Annotated in this window: 16 protein-coding genes; 1 reads left to right on the top strand and 15 read right to left on the bottom strand. The window is 40.3% G+C overall.

Annotation, left to right across the window (positions count from 1 at the left end; all coding sequences use genetic code 11):
- Positions 1-9: 9 nt before the first annotated feature.
- The 7 genes from fusA to VRHSUH10_RS05275 all read right to left on the bottom strand — a co-directional run bounded on the left by fusA (position 10) and on the right by VRHSUH10_RS05275 (position 13,907).
- Positions 10-2,085, bottom strand: coding sequence for an elongation factor G (gene fusA, locus VRHSUH10_RS05245; protein ID WP_105083569.1), 2,076 nt, complete (start codon positions 2,083-2,085; stop codon positions 10-12).
- Positions 2,086-2,100: 15 nt separating this feature from the next.
- Complete coding sequence (gene rpsG / locus VRHSUH10_RS05250; protein WP_004693556.1) at positions 2,101-2,571, bottom strand: 30S ribosomal protein S7; 471 nt, start codon at positions 2,569-2,571, stop codon at positions 2,101-2,103.
- Between the two features lie 52 nt (positions 2,572-2,623).
- Positions 2,624-2,998, bottom strand: a complete 375-nt coding sequence (gene rpsL / locus VRHSUH10_RS05255; protein WP_004693554.1) for a 30S ribosomal protein S12 — start codon at positions 2,996-2,998, stop codon at positions 2,624-2,626.
- 76 nt (positions 2,999-3,074) lie between these two features.
- The gene (locus tag VRHSUH10_RS05260; RefSeq protein WP_005385487.1) at positions 3,075-3,320 is read right to left on the bottom strand and encodes a ribosomal L7Ae/L30e/S12e/Gadd45 family protein; all 246 of its coding nucleotides are present in this window, start codon (positions 3,318-3,320) and stop codon (positions 3,075-3,077) included.
- A gap of 453 nt (positions 3,321-3,773) precedes the next feature.
- Positions 3,774-7,976 (bottom strand): DNA-directed RNA polymerase subunit beta', encoded by a 4,203-nt coding sequence (rpoC, locus tag VRHSUH10_RS05265; RefSeq protein ID WP_105089708.1) that lies wholly within the window; start codon positions 7,974-7,976, stop codon positions 3,774-3,776.
- A gap of 29 nt (positions 7,977-8,005) precedes the next feature.
- Positions 8,006-12,160 (bottom strand): DNA-directed RNA polymerase subunit beta, encoded by a 4,155-nt coding sequence (gene rpoB / locus VRHSUH10_RS05270; protein WP_105089709.1) that lies wholly within the window; start codon positions 12,158-12,160, stop codon positions 8,006-8,008.
- A gap of 331 nt (positions 12,161-12,491) precedes the next feature.
- Complete coding sequence (locus VRHSUH10_RS05275) at positions 12,492-13,907, bottom strand: aspartate ammonia-lyase (protein ID WP_105089710.1); 1,416 nt, start codon at positions 13,905-13,907, stop codon at positions 12,492-12,494.
- Positions 13,908-14,207: 300 nt separating this feature from the next.
- On the opposite strand from VRHSUH10_RS05275, the gene VRHSUH10_RS05280 reads away from it, so the two are divergent.
- Entirely contained in the window at positions 14,208-15,824 is a 1,617-nt protein-coding gene (locus VRHSUH10_RS05280) for a glycosyltransferase family 39 protein (protein ID WP_105089711.1), read from the top strand.
- Positions 15,825-16,022: 198 nt separating this feature from the next.
- On the opposite strand, the gene tnpA is transcribed toward VRHSUH10_RS05280, so the two are convergent.
- The 8 genes from tnpA to rpmG all read right to left on the bottom strand — a co-directional run bounded on the left by tnpA (position 16,023) and on the right by rpmG (position 20,078).
- Positions 16,023-16,484, bottom strand: a complete 462-nt coding sequence (tnpA, locus tag VRHSUH10_RS05285; protein WP_005380067.1) for an IS200/IS605 family transposase — start codon at positions 16,482-16,484, stop codon at positions 16,023-16,025.
- A 199-nt stretch (positions 16,485-16,683) separates the two neighbouring features.
- Positions 16,684-17,052 (bottom strand): 50S ribosomal protein L7/L12, encoded by a 369-nt coding sequence (gene rplL, locus VRHSUH10_RS05290; RefSeq protein WP_005385476.1) that lies wholly within the window; start codon positions 17,050-17,052, stop codon positions 16,684-16,686.
- A gap of 70 nt (positions 17,053-17,122) precedes the next feature.
- Positions 17,123-17,629: a 50S ribosomal protein L10 gene (gene rplJ, locus VRHSUH10_RS05295; RefSeq protein WP_105089712.1), complete on the bottom strand. Its 507-nt coding sequence runs from the start codon at positions 17,627-17,629 to the stop codon at positions 17,123-17,125.
- 172 nt (positions 17,630-17,801) lie between these two features.
- Positions 17,802-18,512 carry a 50S ribosomal protein L1 gene (gene rplA, locus VRHSUH10_RS05300; protein ID WP_005385473.1) on the bottom strand — a complete coding sequence of 237 codons (711 nt, stop codon included), beginning with the start codon at positions 18,510-18,512 and terminating at the stop codon, positions 17,802-17,804.
- A 75-nt stretch (positions 18,513-18,587) separates the two neighbouring features.
- Positions 18,588-19,013 carry a 50S ribosomal protein L11 gene (rplK, locus tag VRHSUH10_RS05305; RefSeq protein ID WP_004693535.1) on the bottom strand — a complete coding sequence of 142 codons (426 nt, stop codon included), beginning with the start codon at positions 19,011-19,013 and terminating at the stop codon, positions 18,588-18,590.
- Positions 19,014-19,116: 103 nt separating this feature from the next.
- The gene (nusG, locus tag VRHSUH10_RS05310) at positions 19,117-19,653 is read right to left on the bottom strand and encodes a transcription termination/antitermination protein NusG (protein WP_005385471.1); all 537 of its coding nucleotides are present in this window, start codon (positions 19,651-19,653) and stop codon (positions 19,117-19,119) included.
- 12 nt (positions 19,654-19,665) lie between these two features.
- Positions 19,666-19,887: a preprotein translocase subunit SecE gene (secE, locus tag VRHSUH10_RS05315; protein ID WP_005385468.1), complete on the bottom strand. Its 222-nt coding sequence runs from the start codon at positions 19,885-19,887 to the stop codon at positions 19,666-19,668.
- 41 nt (positions 19,888-19,928) lie between these two features.
- Positions 19,929-20,078 carry a 50S ribosomal protein L33 gene (gene rpmG, locus VRHSUH10_RS05320; protein WP_004693530.1) on the bottom strand — a complete coding sequence of 50 codons (150 nt, stop codon included), beginning with the start codon at positions 20,076-20,078 and terminating at the stop codon, positions 19,929-19,931.
- Positions 20,079-20,245 lie beyond the last annotated feature (167 nt).

The raw sequence follows: 20,245 nt of genomic DNA on the forward strand, positions 1-20,245 counted from the left end.
AATGTAAGATTAACCGTTTTTCTTTGCTTGAATTTCTTCAGCAATTTTCTTAGGAACTTCTTCGTAATGATCGAATGTCATGGAGTAGTTACCGCGACCTTGAGTTTTGGAACGAAGGTCTGTTGCGTAACCGAACATTTCGCTCAATGGAACATATGCTTTGATATGTTGGTTACCATTACGAGCTTCCATGCCGTCCATGCGACCACGACGGGAGTTCAAGTCACCGATAACGTCGCCCATGTATTCTTCAGGAACGTCTACTTCTACGGACATATATGGTTCAAGCAATGCAGGATCTGCTTTGCGAGCACCTTCTTTAAAGCCCATGGAACCAGCGATTTTGAAGGCCATTTCATTGGAGTCAACGTCATGGTAGGAGCCGTCAAATACGATAACTTTGATGTCAACCATTGGATAACCAGCGATAACACCGGATTCCATAGCTTCTTTAACACCATTTTCAACAGGTCCGATGTATTCACGAGGAATTGCACCACCTACGACCTTATTTTCAAATTCGAAGCCAGCACCTGGTTCTTGAGGAATTAATTCCAACCAGCAGTGACCATATTGACCACGACCACCAGATTGACGAACGAATTTACCTTCAGCTTTAACAGCTTTACGGATAGTTTCGCGATAAGCTACTTGAGGTTTACCTACGTTACATTCTACTTTGAATTCACGGTTCATACGGTCAACGATGATATCCAAGTGAAGTTCGCCCATACCGGAGATAATAGTTTGACCTGTTTCTTCATCAGTACGAACTTTGAAAGTAGGATCTTCTTCTGCCAAACGAGCAAGAGCTGTACCCATTTTTTCTTGGTCAGCTTTTGTTTTAGGTTCAACAGCAACGGAGATAACTGGTTCAGGGAACTCCATGGATTCAAGAATTACAGGATTCTTTTCATCACAAAGAGTATCACCAGTAGTAGTATCTTTCAAGCCTACAGCTGCAGCGATGTCGCCAGCGTAAACCATGTCGATTTCTTTACGAGTGTTAGCGTGCATTTGAAGAATACGGCCAATACGTTCTTTCTTACCTTTTGTGGAGTTGAAAACGTAGGAACCGGATTCCAATGTACCGGAGTACACACGGAAGAACGCTAATTTACCAACATAAGGGTCAGCCATGATTTTGAATGCCAATGCGGAGAATGGCTCTTCATCGGAAGAAGGACGAGTTGTTTCTTCTTCAGTACCAGGAACTACACCTTTAATAGCTGGAATGTCGATAGGAGCTGGCATGTAATCTACAACAGCATCCAACAACATTTGTACACCTTTGTTTTTGTAGGAAGAACCACAAAGAACTGGGAACAATTGGTTAGCGATAACCGCTTTACGCAATGCTGTTTTCAATTCTTCGATGGAGATTTCTTCACCTTCCAAATATTTCATCATGATATCATCATCAGTTTCAGCGATAGCATCAATCATCATTTCGCGACGAGCTTCAGCTACTTCTTGATATTCTGCTGGGATATCAGTGATTTCATATTCTTTACCGTCATCGGATTTGTAAATTTCCGCTTTCATAGTCATCAAATCGATGATGCCTTCGAAAGTATCTTCAGCGCCGATTGGCACTTGGATAGCTACGGAATTTGCACCCAAACGGGATTTCATCATATCAACTACGTTGAAGAAGTCAGCACCTACTGTATCCATCTTATTTACATAAGCGATACGAGGTACGCCGTAGTTAGATGCTTGACGCCATACTGTTTCGGATTGAGGTTCAACGCCACCTTTAGCACTGAACACCGCTACGGAGCCATCAAGTACACGTAGAGAACGTTCTACTTCTACAGTAAAGTCAACGTGACCAGGAGTATCGATGATATTGATACGATGATCTTTCCAGTGACATGTTGTCGCCGCAGAAGTGATTGTGATACCACGTTCTTGTTCTTGCGCCATCCAGTCCATCGTAGCAGCACCTTCATGTACTTCGCCGATTTTGTGAACAATACCTGTATAGTAGAGGATACGTTCTGTAGTTGTTGTTTTACCAGCATCGATGTGAGCCATGATACCGATATTACGAGTTTTTGCTAGGGAAAACTCTCTTGCCACAGTTGTCACCTCTTATTACCAACGATAATGAGCAAATGCTTTATTAGCTTCTGCCATTTTATGAGTATCTTCTTTTTTCTTGATTGCAGCGCCTGCATTGTTGAAAGCGTCCATCAATTCGCCTGCTAAGCGTTCTTTCATAGTGCGTTCACCACGAAGACGAGCATAGTTTACAACCCAGCGAATACCGAGTGTTTGACGGCGATCAGCACGAACTTCAACTGGCACTTGGTAGTTCGCACCACCGATACGGCGAGCACGTACTTCAAGTACAGGCATAACATTTTTCAATGCTTGATCAAAAACTTCCATTGGGTCTTGACCCATTTTGGAACGAATAATTTCGAATGCATCATATACGATAGTTTCAGCAATGCCTTTTTTGCCATCGTACATAACTTTGTTAATGAAACGTGTTACTAATTTGCTGTTGTACACCGGATCTGGAAGTACATCACGTTTCGGAACAGGGCCTTTTCTTGGCATGTTCAATTCCTCCTTTATAATGATGTGTGTTAGTTTCGTTTAATGGCTAAAATTATTTTTTAGCTTTTTTCGCGCCGTATTTGGAACGACTTTGCATACGGTTTTGTACGCCAGCTGTATCCAATGCACCGCGAACGATGTGATAACGCACACCTGGAAGGTCTTTTACACGACCGCCTCTGATAAGTACAACACTGTGTTCTTGTAAATTGTGACCAATGCCTGGGATGTAAGCAGTTACTTCAATAGCGTTTGTCAAACGTACACGGGCAACTTTACGAAGCGCGGAGTTTGGTTTCTTTGGAGTAGCTGTGTACACACGAGTACATACACCACGTTTTTGTGGAGATTCTTGAAGTGCTGGAGCTGTAGATTTTTTAGTCAAGCTCATGCGACCTTTGCGTACTAGCTGATTAATTGTTGGCATTTGGGCACCTCCTTTCCAAATTTGAGATTTATAATTGATCCGTCATAACAAAGTGTTACATCGGATATTACCAAGATTAACGTAGGATACCTACCGCTGTGGCCCGCACCTTAATGCGACACGCACGACCGAGGTCATCCATAGTGTGCTTGTCATTCACAGGTATTCCCTGTTCAGCACAAGCATTTCGTATAGGTCCAACTACACTTTCATCACTATCATGTCCTACGAACACATACTTCACAGTCCCTCGTGCAATGTTTTTCAACGTTTGCTTGGCACCGATTGTTTTGTTCATCGACTTCAGATGGGCAATGTCCATAGTAAAATTCTCCTTACGAAATTATGCTACTTAGGCATACTTGCCCCTGAGCACTATGTAAGTATACCAATTACACAAACACATGTCAAACGTTTTTCGATGCTCTACACCGCTATACAACTGCATTTTATATGTACACGTTTCCGTGCGTTTCATAATGGCGAATCATATAACAATATATGTAATTTTTATGCAAGAATGGTCGTTTTATTCTCATTTTTATACATTACTTTCATATTATTTTAATTAATTACATTTTATGTATGCATAATTGATATAACAGAAAAATAAATAGTCATTTTTTAGTCTAATTTTATTAACCATATTCAATATATCTATATTATTAAATTTATAGGTTTATTTATCCTATCTGACAATTACATCTTAACAAAGAACTTCAGTATCCATAAAAAAGAGCGTGCCCTAAGGCACGCTCTCTTCTATTGCAATAGATTATTCTTCTACAGCAGATTCTTCTGTAATATCGATAATTTCAGGTGTGTTTTTCACAACTTCGATTTTACGGTAACGGCTCATGCCAGTACCAGCAGGAATCAATTTACCGATGATTACGTTTTCTTTTAAGCCCAATAATGGATCAATTTTACCTTTGATAGCAGCATCTGTAAGAACACGTGTTGTTTCTTGGAAGGACGCAGCAGACAAGAAGGAATCCGTTGCCAAAGCGGCTTTAGTAATACCCAATAATGTACGTTTGCCTGTAGCATTTTCACGGCCATTAAGAGTAAGACGACGGTTTTCTTCGTCAAAGGTATTAACGTCGACCATATCCCCTGGGAGCATATCAGCATCGCCAGCTGTTTCAACTTTTACTTTATGAAGCATTTGACGAACGATAACTTCGATATGTTTATCGTTAATTTCTACACCTTGAGATTTATATACTTTTTGTACTTCGTATACGAGGTAACGTTGAGTTGCTTCAGTACCCATTACGCGCATGATGTCATGAGGGTTGATAGAACCTTCTGTTAAACGTGCACCTAAGGATACAACATCACCGTCTTTAACGATAATGCGAGAACCATAAGGGATGAGGTAATCAAGTTCAATACCGTCTTCACCAGTGATGAAGATAGTATTAGTACCTTTTTTACCTTCGTTAGGTACAACGCGAACTGTACCTTCGTTTTCTGCGATGATAGCATTACGTTTTGGTTTACGCGCTTCGAACAATTCTTCGACACGTGGCAAACCTTGTGTAATATCGTCACCTGCGACACCACCTGTATGGAATGTACGCATTGTCAACTGAGTACCAGGTTCACCGATGGATTGCGCTGCAATAATACCTACAGCTTCACCAACTTGAACTTGACCACCTGTACCAAGGTCGCGACCATAACACTTGCGACATACGCCATAAGGGCTGCGGCAAGTCAATACGGAACGGATTTTAACTGTTTCGTAGTGTTTTACAACTTCATCAGCCAATGGTTCTGTGATTTCACCGTTAAGAGGAACGATAACTTCGCCAGTTTCTTTATTAACTAATTCTTCAGCTGCAATACGGCCTACGATACGATCTTTTAATGGTTCAATAACGCCAGTACCTTCAACGATTGCTTCCACTTCAATACCATGAATTTCGTTGTTGCGTACTTGTACTTCTTTTACATCGGAGTTAAGAATAGCTTCGATACCTTCTTCAGTGAGGCGTGTATTAGCAGGGAAGATTTCTACACCTTCACTGTCAACAATTGCTTGTACCGTATCCTTGTTCAACATATTTTGAACCATAGTTTCTTTTAATGTTGCACGGATGCTGTCGTCGCTTTCACCAAGAATAATTTTTTGAACCAAATTAGTATGGTTGATATCGCTATCAGAGCCTAGGTGTGCACCGCGCAATGCGACAGATGTAACACCGGATTCTGCAATATCAGCTAAGCATTGTTCGTCCAAGATAGTTTCAGCAGGTACAACAAGTTCCCCTGTTTCTACATTCACTACATCTTTATCTAAAACACGACCAATAAGCTTGTCTTTCAACAATTCCAATGCTTGACGTGGAGATGTAGCCAAACGAGCGCGTTCACGAACGAGATCGATACCTACAACGTCACAATCGTCCTCACGAACGATAACGTCTTGAGATACGTCAACAAGACGACGAGTCAAGTAACCGGAGTCAGCTGTACGAAGCGCTGTATCGGCCAAACCTTTACGAGCACCATGAGAGGATGTAAAGTAATCCAATACAGTCAAGCCTTCTTTAAAGTTTGCTTTGATTGGTAAGTCGATGATACGACCAGATGGATCGGCCATCAAACCACGCATACCAGCAAGCTGACGGATCTGTTGTTTATTACCACGGGCACCAGAGATAGCCATCATGTAAACAGGGTTGAAGCCATCTTTGTCGCGCGCCATATTATCCATCATGGCGTCAGTAACATCTTCTGTTGCTTGAGTCCACAATTGGATAGTTTTACGGTAACGTTCTTCTTCTGTAATAAGACCACGGCGATACAAGCGAGATACTTTTTCTACTTCTTGTTCTGCTGTGTCTAATAAACCAGTTTTTACTTCTGGTACTTTAATATCTGCAATAGCTACAGTCATACCTGCGCGACGAGCGAAGGAGTAACCCAAGGATTTGATACGGTCTAAGAGTTCTGCAGTTTTTTCATTGCCAAACAATTGGAAGCATTGGTCAACCAATTTACCAACTGTTTTCTTATCCATAACCTTACCTAAAGAGTAAGTGCCATCTTCACGTTTTTCGTATTGCCATAATTCTGGGAATAGTGCATTGTTGAAGATTAAGCGACCAGCTGTAGTTTCTACACGGCCATGATCAGGTAAACGGATATAAAGAATATCTTGCAAGCCAATGATATGAGACTCGTATGCAAGCATTACTTCGTCATAAGTAGCAAATGTTTTTGCTTTATCACGAGTATCTTCACGTACAACTGTTAAGTAGTATGTACCCAAGATCATATCTTGAGAAGGTACTGCTACTGGTTTACCGTCTTTCGTAGACAAGATGTTATGGCTAGAAAGCATCAATGTACGAGCTTCTGCTTGTGCTTCTACGGACAATGGTAAGTGACATGCCATTTGGTCACCGTCAAAGTCGGCGTTGAAGGCTGTACATACTAATGGATGCAATTTGATAGCACGACCTTCCCAAAGGATTGGTTCGAAGGCTTGAATACCAAGTCTATGCAATGTAGGGGCACGGTTCAAGAGAACTGGATGTTCTTTGATTACCTCTTCCAAGGATTCCCATACACCAGGGCCGATTCTTTCAACTTGGCGTTTAGCAGCCTTGATGTTGGATGCTTGACCGCGTTCTACCAAACGTTTCATAACGAAAGGTTTGAACAATTCCAATGCCATTTCTTTAGGCAAACCACATTGGTGCATTTTAAGTTCAGGACCTACTACGATAACGGAACGACCGGAATAGTCAACACGTTTACCAAGCAAGTTTTGACGGAAACGACCTTGTTTACCTTTAAGCATATCGGACAAGGATTTCAATGGACGGTTACCAGGACCTGTTACAGGACGGCCACGGCGACCATTATCGATCAATGCGTCAACAGCTTCTTGAAGCATACGTTTTTCGTTGCGCACGATGATATCAGGAGCACCTAAGTCTAACAAACGTTTCAAACGGTTGTTACGGTTGATAACACGACGGTACAAATCATTGAGGTCAGATGTAGCGAAACGACCACCATCTAATTGAACCATAGGGCGCAATTCAGGTGGGATAACAGGAACAACATCCATGATCATCCATTCTGGGCGGTTGCCAGATTGACGGAATGCTTCTACTACTTCTAAACGACGAACGGCACGGATTTTACGTTGACCACTAGCAGTGTTCAATTCTTCGCGCAATTCAGCATTCAATGCTTCAAGATCAAGTTCTGCTAAAAGAGCTTTTACAGCCTCAGCACCCATATCGATACATACGAAGAGAACTTCTTCAGCAGCGCCCAATTCATAACGCTCTTCACGAGTTAATTCTTCGTATTCTTTATCTGCTTCTGGGATTGTTGCATCATCGCGAAGAGCCGCATTATAGCGCTCTTTGCGTTGTGCTTCGCGAACAATAGCCAAACGTTCGTTACGTTGAGTTACTGTTTCGATTACGACAGATTTACCACCGATAGTATAACCGTCTTCGTTAAATTGAGCTTCATATTCGCGGTACTCTTGCTCGGACAACAATTGGCGTTTTGCCAATGGAGTACCAGCTGGATCTACTACGATGTAGGAAGCAAAGTATAATACGCGTTCCAAGGAACGTGGAGATACATCAAGGATTAGGCCCATGCGGGATGGGATACCTTTAAAGTACCAAATGTGAGATACAGGAGTAGCCAATTGGATATGGCCCATACGTTCACGACGTACTTTTGCACGTGTAACCTCTACACCACATTTATCGCAGACTACGCCTTTATGGCGAATGCGTTTATATTTGCCGCAGTGACATTCCCAGTCCTTTGTTGGTCCAAAAATGCGTTCGCAGAATAGACCATCTCGTTCTGGCTTCAACGTACGGTAGTTAATAGTTTCAGGTTTCTTAACTTCCCCATGAGACCAAGCTAAGATCTGCTCTGGAGAGGCTAAACCGATTCGCATGGAATCGAATTCATTTACGTCTAGCACTACTATCGCTCCCTTCCTTATAGATAGTTTTAGTCTTCATCGTTAGAGGAATCGCCCATTGGGAACGCCAATTGGCTAAGGATATCGTCTTCACCGCCGTTATCAGCAGGTGCTTCTTCCTCTACTTCTGGCTCTACAACAGTTACTTCATCAGTTTCTACTGCACTGCCTTCCATAACTTCTTCAATGCCAGTTTCTACCACTTCATCTTCGTCATCAAGTTCTTTCATAACAACTTCTTCTTGATCTTCATTCAAGATTTTTACATCAAGACCAATACTTTGAAGTTCTTTGAGCAATACCTTGAAGGACTCAGGTACACCTGGTTCAGGGATGTTTTCGCCTTTAACGATTTTTTCGTATGCTTTCACACGACCAACAACGTCGTCAGACTTAACAGTTAATAGCTCTTGAAGTGTATAAGCTGCGCCATATGCTTCGAGAGCCCAAACTTCCATTTCCCCGAAACGTTGACCACCGAATTGAGCTTTACCACCCAATGGTTGTTGTGTAACAAGGGAGTACGGACCTGTGGAACGAGCATGGATTTTATCATCAACCAAGTGATGGAGTTTAAGCATGTATACGTAACCAACAGTTACACGGTTATCCATAGGTTCACCAGTACGACCATCGTACAATACTGTTTTACCATCATCGGAACGACCAGCAATGCCTAATGTTTCAAATACGTCTTTTTCATGAGCGCCATCAAATACAGGTGTAGCAATGTGAATACCTGCTACATCTGGTTTTGGCATGCCATATGTTTCATAGTCGTAACCAAGGCCTTCGAGTTCATGACGAATTTCAACGCGTTTAGCACGAGCAGATTCAATATGGTTCAATGTAGTTTTAACTTTATTAATAGCTTCTAATTCTTCTACAAGAGCTGGATCCATTTCTGGAGCATCTTCTTCAGAATCGAAGAATTCTACATGAAGTGCATTGTATTTAGCTTCAATAGCTTTAAGTTCTTGATAACGAGCTTCGCCGCCAAGAGCTTCAAGTTTCTTTTGCGCTGCAGATTCTACATGACCAAGAATTTGAGATTTCAAGTCGATGATTTTTTCATCGATATCGAAATGAGGAACAGTCACATCTTCTTTAGCTTTTGCTTCTAATTCTTCAATTTCAGCATATAAGCCGCGAATAGCGTCAATTTGTTCCCAGTAAGATGCATCAGTACGAGCTTCTTTCAACACGTTTTGAATGTGAAGGTCTGTAGCTTTGATTTTCATACCTAAGCCTTGAACAGCCCAACCCAAGTGAGTTTCAAGAACCTGACCGATGTTCATACGAGAAGGTACGCCCAATGGGTTCAATACGATTTGTACTGGAGTACCATCAGGAAGGAATGGCATATCTTCTTTTCTCATAACGCGAGAAACGACACCTTTGTTACCATGACGGCCCGCCATTTTATCGCCTTCGTGAATCTTACGTTTTTGAGCGATGTATACGCGAACAAGTTTATTTACACCTGGTTGTAATTCGTCACCGTTTTCACGAGTGAAGACTTTAACGTCTACAACTTTACCAGATTCGCCATGAGGTACGCGCAAAGATGTATCGCGAACTTCGCGTTCTTTGTCACCGAAGATAGCGCGCAATAAGCGTTCTTCAGGTGTTAATTCAGTTTCACCTTTTGGTGTAGCTTTACCTACGAGAATATCGCCAGGGTGTACTTCTGCACCAATGCAGATGATACCATCTTCATCAAGGTTTTTAAGTGTGTCATCACCAGTATTAGGTAATTCACGAGTAATTTCTTCGGCACCTAATTTAGTGTCACGCGCATCGCATTCGTACTCTTCAATATGAATGGATGTATAGATATCTTCTTTGCAAAGTTCTTCACTAAGCAAGATCGCATCTTCGTAGTTATAACCTTCCCAAGGCATGAACGCTACAAGAACGTTATAACCTAACGCCAATTCACCGCCATCAGTAGCAGGACCATCAGCCAATACTTGGCCTTTTACAACATGGTCGCCACGATTAACGATTGGTTTTTGGTTGAAGCATGTGGATTGGTTAGAACGAAGGAATTTATTCAAACGATATGTATCAACACGACCATCGCTATCGCGAAGAACGTGGATTTCATTACCCCAGCAACGTACAACTTTACCAGCTTCACGAGCAAGTACGCAAACGCCGGAGTCAGTAGCTGCTGTATATTCCATACCTGTACCAACAAGTGGAGCTTGAGCGCGCAAGAGTGGTACCGCTTGACGTTGCATGTTCGCACCCATCAAGGCACGGTTAGCATCGTCATTTTCAAGGAATGGAATCATAGCTGTACCGATGGATACAACTTCTTTTGGACTAACGTCCATGTAGTCTACCTTATCAGGTGTAACTTCCAATACGTCATGACCACGACGACAAGCAACGTGTTCATTAGTGAAGTAACCTTCAGCATCGATTGGGGAGTTCGCTTGGGCAATTGTCATGCCTTCTTCTTCATCAGCGGTCATATATACAACAGAATCAGTGACACGAACTTTTACAACTTTGTCTGCATCAGCGCCTGTACCATAGATTTTTTCTACTTTACGGTATGGAGCCTCAATGAAACCGAATTCATTTACTTTCGCATAGTTAGACAAGGAGTTGATCAAACCGATGTTTGGACCTTCTGGAGTTTCAATTGGACACATACGGCCATAGTGAGAGTGATGCACGTCACGAACTTCGAAGCCTGCACGCTCACGAGATAAACCGCCAGGGCCAAGGGCAGAAAGACGACGTTTGTGAGTCAATTCTGCTAATGGGTTTGTTTGGTCCATGAACTGAGACAATTGGGAAGAACCAAAGAATTCTTTGATTGCTGCCACTACAGGACGAATGTTAATCAACGCTTGAGGCGTGATAGATTCGATTTCTTGAATTGTCATACGTTCACGAACAACACGTTCCATACGAGTTAAACCAATACGGAATTGGTTTTGCAACAATTCACCTACACAACGAAGACGACGGTTGCCCAAGTGGTCGATATCATCTGTGTGACCTGCACCATCCATAAGGTTGAGCAAGTAAGAGATGTTAGCGATCATGTCTTCACGTGTTACTGTACGATGATCGTATGGCAAGTTGCAGTTATTACAGATAACTTTAGATTCTACACCATCGTTATTTACGATGTAGAACTCAGCGAAACCTTCACCATCGAATACGTGGCTATTAGCAACGATATCAAGTTGTTCTTCTCCAACTTGTACACCTGCATCAAGAATGATTTCGCCAGTTTCTGGATCTACGATTGGTTGAGCCAATGTTTGACCCAACATACGTTGACGCCAGCCAAGTTTTTTATTCAATTTGTAACGACCAACGCGCGCTAAGTCATAACGGCGTGCATCGAAGAACAAATTATCGAACAAGTTACGAGCAGACTCTACAGTAGGAGGCTCGCCTGGACGTAATTTTTTATAGATTTCAACCAATGCTTCATCAGCAGATTGAGTTGTATCTTTTTCTAATGTACGAACAATGCGTTCATCATATACTGGCAAACCATCTTCATCAGTTTTACCATTCCAGAAGAGGTCAAGGATGCTTTCATTAGTATCCCAACCTAATGCACGTACCAATACAGTAGCTGGTAATTTACGGTTACGGTCAATACGAACAGCAACAACTTCGCTTGCGTCAGTTTCAAGCTCAATCCATGCGCCACGGTTAGGAATAACTGTGGAATCGTACAAACGGTTACCCATTGTATCGATTTCTTTATTGTAGTAAACGCCTGGAGAACGTACCAATTGAGATACGATTACACGTTCTGCACCATTGATGATGAAAGTACCTGTGTCAGTCATCAATGGGAAATCGCCCATGAATACTTCTTGTTCTTTAATGTCCATATTTTCTGGATCATTATTTACTAAGCGAATATTTACACGAAGTGGTGCTGCGTAAGTAGCATCACGGTTTTTACATTCATTAATATCATACTTAGGTTCACCTAAGCTGAAACCTTCGAAAGAAAGTACTAGATTACCTGAATTGTCTTTAATCGGAGAAATATCGTTGAAAATATTTTGTAAACCACTCTCCAAGAACCACTCATACGATTTACGCTGAATGTCCAATAAATGCGGCATCTTGATAACTTCGTTAATTTTTGCGTACGTATAACGAGTTCGTTTGCCTACCTGTTCAGGTTTGAACATATTTGCTTTCACCCCTATCAAAACACACTGGTCTACCATTTTCTATAACGGCACGGAAAAGACATCTTACAGGTCTCAGTTTTCCTGCTCGGATAACGTCAAATAAAGCAAGGCCCATTTCATTTTTAAAAATAACCTTGCTTTCCATTAACCAAGCACAACCTTGGAAGAAAACCTCATCACTATTCAAGTTATAGTTTTTATATCCAAAAGCAGGAAACGCTACTTTTGCAATATATAATTCTATCAGTATTAAAAAAGACTGTCAACCAAAAGGGTTGACAGTCTTTCATTTTCATGCTTTATTCATGTATCAAAACAACTGACTATGTTAGTTGCCTTTTTGTTTTAAAAGATTAGCACCAGCAATACCAGGGCGAGTCATTTCTTTAGGAGAAAGGATATGATTGATTTCATCTTCAGTCAATAAACCTTTTTCCAAGATGATATCACGGATAGCACGACCAGTAGTATATGCTTCTTTCGCAAGAGAAGATGCTGTTTCATAGCCAAGGTGTGGCAACAATGCTGTTACGATACCAACGGAACGATTCAACCAGTATTCGCATTGTTCACGATCCACTTCAAGATCCACGAGTAATTTATCAACGAATGTATTTACGCCGTTTTTGAGGTAGCAAAGATTATTGAACAAATTGTAAGCCAATACAGGTTCCATTACGTTCAATTCGAATTGACCATTTTCTACAGCCAATGTAATGGTTAAGTCATTACCGATAACTTGGTAACATACTTGGTTCAATACTTCGGCGATAACAGGGTTAACCTTGCCTGGCATGATGGAAGAACCAGGTTGGCGAGCAGGCAATTTTAATTCCCCAATACCACAACGAGGACCGGAGGCCATCAAGCGGAAGTCATTAGCCATTTTAATCAATACAAGAGCCGTAACTTTCAAACCGCTGGAGATATCTGCAAAGATATCTGTATTGTTAGTAGCATCAATTAAGTTTTCTGCTGTGTAGAATGGTTCACCTACTACTTCACTAAGTTCGTATGCTACATCATGAATATAATTAGGTTCCGCATTAAGCCCTGTACCAACTGCAGTAGCACCCATGTTAATTACATGTGCACCTTCAACGGCAGATTTAATACGTTTAATACCGCGCCGAACACCAGATGCATAGGCACCCATTTCTTGACCTAATGTAATTGGCACCGCATCTTGTAAGTGAGTACGACCCATCTTCAAAATTTCGCTATATTCAACAGCCTTTTTCTCAAGCTCGTCAACAAGGCGTTGTAATGCTTCAAGTAAAGGTTTAGATTTTAAGATCGCACATACCTTGATTGCTGTTGGGAAAGCATCATTTGTAGATTGTGCCATATTACAATGGTTGTTAGGGCTTACAATATCATAGCTTCCTTTGGGATGACCCAAAATTTCACAAGCACGGTTAGCCAACACTTCGTTCATATTCATGTTTACAGAAGTACCTGCACCACCTTGAATTGGATCAACAGGGAATTGGTCCGCAAATTGACCTTCAATTACTTCGTCTGCAGCTTGTACAATAGCTTTACCAATAGATACATTTAAGCGACCAGTTTTCATATTCGCTAAGGCAGATGCTTTTTTTACCATTGCCAATGCTTTGATAAAATCTTGGTCCAAGTGTTTTCCTGTAATATGGAAGTTTTCTAATGCACGAATTGTTTGTACACCGTAATATAATTCATCAGCTACTTCTAATTCGCCTAAGAAATCATGTTCTTTTCTCATAATAAATCCTCTTTCTACTATTTTTATACAAAATAGTATTTCAATGAAACGGTTTTATCTTACGCGCTCATTATAGCATGTATTTTGTATACATAAAAGTCATTTCATGTATTCTGTACAAACAATATTCTATACAATATATTATTTCATAAATAATTCTTTTGTAGCTATTTCTATTTCATAAATAATTCTTTTTGTAACTACTTCTGTATTGTAAAAGATCCAACTTTAACTTTCATCGGTTTAATTATTACACGCCCTATAGTACAATAATATAAACTATGTAAGTAAGGAGTCACTATGATTAACAATCACATGCTGCGCATAGGTGCGCTTTTTTTATTGACCGTACTGAGTTACGGTTTCTATAACGCCTATCTTCCCATAACAGATCCGGTAGAATCCAACTATGTGTTATCTGCTATTACAATGTTAAAACATAACTCATGGATATCCCCCATGATATATGACCAAGTTTGGTATGATAAACCGCCCCTCACCTATTGGGCACTCATGATCAGTTATAAACTATTTGGCATATCTGACTTTACATCACGTATACCGAATACGCTTATTGCCGGTGGCAGTGTAGCCCTTATGTATCATCTTGTATATCACATTAAAGAATCTAAGCATATAGCTCTTATGAGTGCGCTGATTTTACTTAGTGCCTTACAGTTTTGGTACATTTCACACGCAGTCATAACAGACGGCTTTCTCTTCTTCTTTTCACTAGCTATCTTTGGCTATTCTTATCTAGCCTTTACCAAGAACGACAAATATTCTATGGTAAAAGCTTACGGAGCAGCATCCTTAGCAGTGGTAACTAAAGGACCTGTTGGTATTGTTCTACCTGGATTAATACTACTACTATTTATTGCTATACGATGGTTTACCCAAAAAGATAATGATGACTACTCTCTAAATAAGGATATTAAATTACTATTTAATCCTTTTGGAATTTTCCTATTTATAATTCTTGCTAGTCCATGGTACATTGCTATGTACTCAATTCATGGTCAAGAATTTATATCAGGATTCTTAGGCCTTCACAATATGGAGCGAGCACTAGTATCAGAGCATCCAAAATTCAATGTTTGGTATTATTACTTAATCATTGTTCCTATTGCACTTTTACCTTGGACACCTGCAGTTATTTACCAACTCAAAAGTATTAAATGGAAAGAAAATTTTTATCTTCTTGGGGCTATCTGGTTTATAGTGATTGTATTATTTTATTCTCTAGTAGCGACCAAGTATATAACCTATACTTTACCAGCCATAATCCCTTGTATTATCTGGGGAGCTGAGGCTATTATAAATAGCTTTTACAATAAGAGTACTAGTTTTAAATATATTGTTACCATTCCATTAGCAATATATGTCCTCTTATTCCTAGTAGCCAGCATAGTAACACCTGAATTAAATTCAGTACCATTAATCGTTGCATTAATATTAATTGTGTTATTTGCGTTATTAGCAAAACAGTATAACAACAATAAGTTACCACTATCAATTTATTTAACTATACCTTTAACCATTTTATATACGGCAATCACTATAACTGTAACTCCTATTTTATTTAATCAATCCGGGATTCAATTCAAACCATATATTGAGTCAAGTGCTCAACACACATATATATATGGTACCTACTATACATCGATTGTATATTATACAAAAGATACCCCAACTCAAGTATTTGTACATACTACAGATAATCCTCTATGGACAGCAGGCAAAACATTGATGCCCACAATAACAGTAGATGAGTTTGATACAAGGGTATCTAATGAAAAAGGTGCTACCATCATTGTACCAAATAAATATAGTAAAGAATTTGCTAATTCACCAACCAATAACATAGCAACAGAAGTTGGAAAAACTAAATCGGCTAGCATTTATAAAATTCAATAATCGTAGGAAAATCAGCTAATTGCTATTAATGGATAACTTCAAATGTTAATTCTATAATCAGAACCACCCGTAAAACGGGTGGTTTGCTCACGGGCTATAAGCCCGTAGTACTAGGCCAGCGTCTAAAGGCGCTGGCTTTCACTACGTTCAAGCCGCATAGCCATTGACTCGTAACGGTCCCCTTAAAGGGGATATGTATTACTTGCTACCCTTAAAAGGGTCCTCATATTCTTTTACACTAAGTTTATCTTTCATTTGGTCATGTAACTCTTGCTCACGTATATATTTTTTTACGGTAGCTTCATTTAATCCTACCGTACTTACATAATATCCCTCGGACCAAAAGTGTCTATTTCCAAATTTATACTTTAAGTTTGCGTGTTTATCGAACATCATTAGCGCACTTTTACCCTTTAAATATCCCATAAAAGATGAAACTGATATTTTAGGTGGAATTAACACTAGCATATGCACATGATCTGCCATAAGCTCCCCCTCTATAATCTTGACGCCCTTATATTCACATAAACGTCTCAGTATTTCACGTAAACTATTTCTGTATTGATTATATATAACTTTACGTCTATACTTAGGTGTAAATACTATGTGGTATTTGCATAACCATTTTGTGTGCGCAAGGCTCTGTGTCTTTGTTGCCATATAAAATCACCTTTCTTTTGTATATAATGCGGCTTGAACACCTACATTATACTTAAGCAAGGTGATTTTTTTGTATAACTTTCGTTGCCGCACCCGCATAGCGGGTGGTTTTATGATTCGCGACTACGTCGCGAACCAGTCTAAAGACAATAAAACAAAAAAGGCGTACCCGAGGGTACGCCTTTTATTATGGCTAGAATTATTTCAATTCTACAGTTGCGCCAGCTTCTTCCAATTGAGCTTTCAAAGCTTCAGCTGCTTCAGTAGCTACGCCTTCTTTTACAGGTGCAGGAGCGCCGTCAACGATAGCTTTAGCTTCTTTCAAGCCAAGACCAGTTGCTTCACGAACAACTTTGATTACGTTGATTTTGGATGCGCCAGCATCTTTCAAGATTACGTCGAAGGAATCTTTAGCAGCGCCGCCTTCAGCACCACCAGCAGCTGCTACAGCTACAGGAGCTGCTGCAGTTACGCCAAATTCTTCTTCAATTGCTTTTACAAGATCATTAAGTTCAAGAATAGTTGCTTCTTTCAATTCAGCAACGATGTTTTCAATGTTCAATGCCATTTTAGTTTTCCTCCATAAAATAGTTTATTGTATCAGTCTTAAGCGACCAATGAATACTTCGCAGAAATTATTATTCTGCAGCTTCTGCTGGTTGAGCTTCTGCAACAGCTTTGACAGCGTATGCAACGTTGCGAACAGGAGCTTGCAATACGGAAAGCAACATGGAAAGCATGCCTTCGCGGTTTGGAAGACTTGCAATTGCTTTAACACCAGCAGCATCCATAACTTCGCCTTCAACGATACCAGCTTTAACTGTTACAACTTCTTTCTCAGTAGTTTTGATGAATTGTTCGATTACACGAGCAGGTGCAACAGCATCTTCTTTAGAAGTAGCCAATGCAGTTGGACCTTCTAAATGCTCAGCGAAACCTTCAAGATTCAATTCATTTGCAGCAATGCGAGTCAAAGTATTTTTGATTACTTTGTATTCAACGCCTTCAGCCAACATTTTGCGGCGAAGATCAGTTGCTTGCGCAACAGTCAAACCAGTGTAACCAATCAATACAGCGCCTTTTGCTTCAGAAAGAGTTTCTTTCATTTGAGCAACAATTGCTTTCTTTTGTTCAGTGACAGCCATTAGATTACCTCCTTGTAGATTTTTTGGTGCTCTATGTACTATCTTAGCGTAAAAACGACCCCATCGCACGCGATGAGGTCGAACTAGTCCTAGATTATCTAGTGTCAGCCTCAGCGGGCGGATTTTCATCCATTATACATACCAGCCGTCTACAGCTAAGAGACATATGTGATTATTGCTCTTTTGTAACGTTGCTCAATTTGAACACGTTCAAAGGCACACCAGGGCCCATTGTAGCGGACAAGGTTACAGATTTAATGTATTGACCTTTAGCTGCTACAGGTTTAGCCTTGATAATAGTATCAACGATTGTACGGTAGTTGTCAAGTAATTTTTCTTCATCGAAGGACGCTTTACCGATGGAGCAAGAAATAATACCTGCTTTATCAGTACGGTATTCGATTTTACCAGCTTTGATTTCGTTTACTGCACGAGCAACGTCTGGAGTTACTGTACCAACTTTAGGGTTTGGCATCAAGCCTTTAGGACCCAAGATTTTACCAAGACGGCCAACTTGACCCATCATGTCTGGTGTAGCAACTACTACGTCGAAGTCGCTCCAACCACCTTGGATTTTAGCTACTAACTCTTCAGAACCTACGAAATCTGCACCAGCTTCTTCAGCTGCTTTAATATTGTCGCCTTTTGCGAATACAAGAACGCGTTTAGTTTTGCCAGTACCATGAGGCAATACTACTGCACCACGAACTTGTTGATCAGCGTATTTAGGGTCGACATTCAAGTTGAAAGCGATTTCAACTGTTTCATCGAAATTTGCAGTTGCAGTTTTCTTAACCAACTCGATTGCTTCTACTGGTTCGTAGAACTTACCAGCTTCAATAAGTTTTACTGCCTCAGCGTATTTCTTACCTACTTTTGCCATTATAATATCCTCCTTATGTGGTCAAACGGGAATTCCCTCCCACCGATTTGCGCTTATGCGCAAGTCGTACGCTTATTAGTCAACGATTTCAATGCCCATGCTGCGAGCAGTACCTTCTACCATGCGCATACCTTGTTCTACGGTATTAGCATTCAAGTCAGGCATTTTCAATTCAGCAATTTCACGAACTTTATCGCGACCTACTTTTGCTACTTTATCACGGTTAGGTACACCAGAACCTTTTGGGATACCTGCAGCTTTTTTCAATAATACTGCAGCTGGTGGAGTCTTAGTGATGAAGTCGAAGCTACGATCTTCATATACGTTAATAACTACTGGGATAATTAAGCCAGCTTGTTTAGCAGTACGTTCGTTGAATTCTTTTGTGAAAGCAACGATGTTAACACCTGCTTGACCTAATGCAGGACCAACTGGTGGTGCTGGAGTAGCTTTAGCGGCTTCAATTTGTAGTTTTACTTGTTTAACTAATTTCTTAGCCATGGGTAATTAAACCTCCTATGCTTATACTGTGGTGGTAACGGATATACATCCTCCCACTGGCAACCAAAATCGATTGCTCTTTTTTAGAGTTATAATATATATATTAAAGAGCTTTCTCAATTTGAGAGAACTCTACCTCTACCTCGGTATCTCGGTTGAACATTTCCACATTAAGTTTCAATGTTCCTTTTTCAGGGTTAAGTTCGGTAATAACACCTAGTTTATCTTCAAAGGCCCCGGACGTAATGCGTACCGTTTCACCAACTTCTACATCGATGTTGATGCTTGGTTTCTTATCCAAGCCCTGAGACTTAAGTATATGTTCTACTTCGGAATCAGAAAGTGGAACTGGTTTTGTTGCAGAGCCAACGAAGCCTGTTACACCTGGTGTGTTGCGCACAACATACCAAGAACGGTCGTTAACTTCCATTTCAACCAATACGTACCCAGGAAATATCTTACGTTTTACTACTTTTTTAACCCCATCTTTTTCGTCAATTTCGTCTTCAAGAGGTACCAAAATTCGGCTAATCACATCTTGTAGACCCATAGACTGAACTTTAAGTTCAAGAGTGGTTTTAACTTTATTTTCGTAGCCTGAATAGGTATGAATTACATACCACTTCTTATCTGCTTCCATGAAATGGCCCCCTTATCCAACAAAGTGCAACAACGTATTAAAAAGTTGGGCAAAGACTGCATCAAGTACATAAATAATAAAGGCGATAAAAATCGTCACTAAAAATACTACTATTGTGTAATTGATGAGTTCTTTTTTTGTTGGCCAGACTACTTTTTTTAGTTCAGCTTTCACACCGCGGAAGAATTTTCCAAATCCACCACGCTGCTGCACTGCTGAGTTAGACTTTGCCATTGTTTCACATCCTCAAATCAACAGGTAATGAATGATAAGAATTATTTTGTTTCACGGTGTAATGTATGTTTACCGCAGAATTTGCAATATTTCATCATTTCAATACGATCAGGATTGTTCTTTTTATTCTTGTTCGTTTGATAGTTACGTTGTTTGCAATCTGTGCAAGCTAAAGTAATGGCATTACGCATCCGGATACACCTCGCTTTTTATTTACTAATCTGTCTCTTGTACTCGAAAACCCTCGACTACATACTAAAGAAATATATCATACGTAGCAAGTGATGTCAAGAATTTTGAGCAACTCAAAAAAGCCAGGCACATGTACCTGACATGGATAGTATAACAAAAAATGGCG

The organism is Veillonella sp. T11011-6 (assembly GCF_002959755.1).
In the GTDB taxonomy this organism is placed as follows: domain Bacteria; phylum Bacillota; class Negativicutes; order Veillonellales; family Veillonellaceae; genus Veillonella.

Coding starts and splice junctions, on each gene's coding strand:
- rplA (WP_005385473.1), bottom strand. CDS start 18,512: ATGGCAAAAGTAGGTAAGAAATACGCTGAGGCAGTAAAACTTATTGAA.
- rpoB (WP_105089709.1), bottom strand. CDS start 12,160: ATGTTCAAACCTGAACAGGTAGGCAAACGAACTCGTTATACGTACGCA.
- rplK (WP_004693535.1), bottom strand. CDS start 19,013: ATGGCTAAGAAATTAGTTAAACAAGTAAAACTACAAATTGAAGCCGCT.
- VRHSUH10_RS05260 (WP_005385487.1), bottom strand. CDS start 3,320: ATGGACATTGCCCATCTGAAGTCGATGAACAAAACAATCGGTGCCAAG.
- VRHSUH10_RS05280 (WP_105089711.1), top strand. CDS start 14,208: ATGATTAACAATCACATGCTGCGCATAGGTGCGCTTTTTTTATTGACC.
- rplJ (WP_105089712.1), bottom strand. CDS start 17,629: ATGGCTGTCACTGAACAAAAGAAAGCAATTGTTGCTCAAATGAAAGAA.
- nusG (WP_005385471.1), bottom strand. CDS start 19,653: ATGGAAGCAGATAAGAAGTGGTATGTAATTCATACCTATTCAGGCTAC.
- rpsL (WP_004693554.1), bottom strand. CDS start 2,998: ATGCCAACAATTAATCAGCTAGTACGCAAAGGTCGCATGAGCTTGACT.
- secE (WP_005385468.1), bottom strand. CDS start 19,887: ATGGCAAAGTCTAACTCAGCAGTGCAGCAGCGTGGTGGATTTGGAAAA.
- rpsG (WP_004693556.1), bottom strand. CDS start 2,571: ATGCCAAGAAAAGGCCCTGTTCCGAAACGTGATGTACTTCCAGATCCG.
- rplL (WP_005385476.1), bottom strand. CDS start 17,052: ATGGCATTGAACATTGAAAACATCGTTGCTGAATTGAAAGAAGCAACT.
- rpmG (WP_004693530.1), bottom strand. CDS start 20,078: ATGCGTAATGCCATTACTTTAGCTTGCACAGATTGCAAACAACGTAAC.
- tnpA (WP_005380067.1), bottom strand. CDS start 16,484: ATGGCAACAAAGACACAGAGCCTTGCGCACACAAAATGGTTATGCAAA.
- VRHSUH10_RS05275 (WP_105089710.1), bottom strand. CDS start 13,907: ATGAGAAAAGAACATGATTTCTTAGGCGAATTAGAAGTAGCTGATGAA.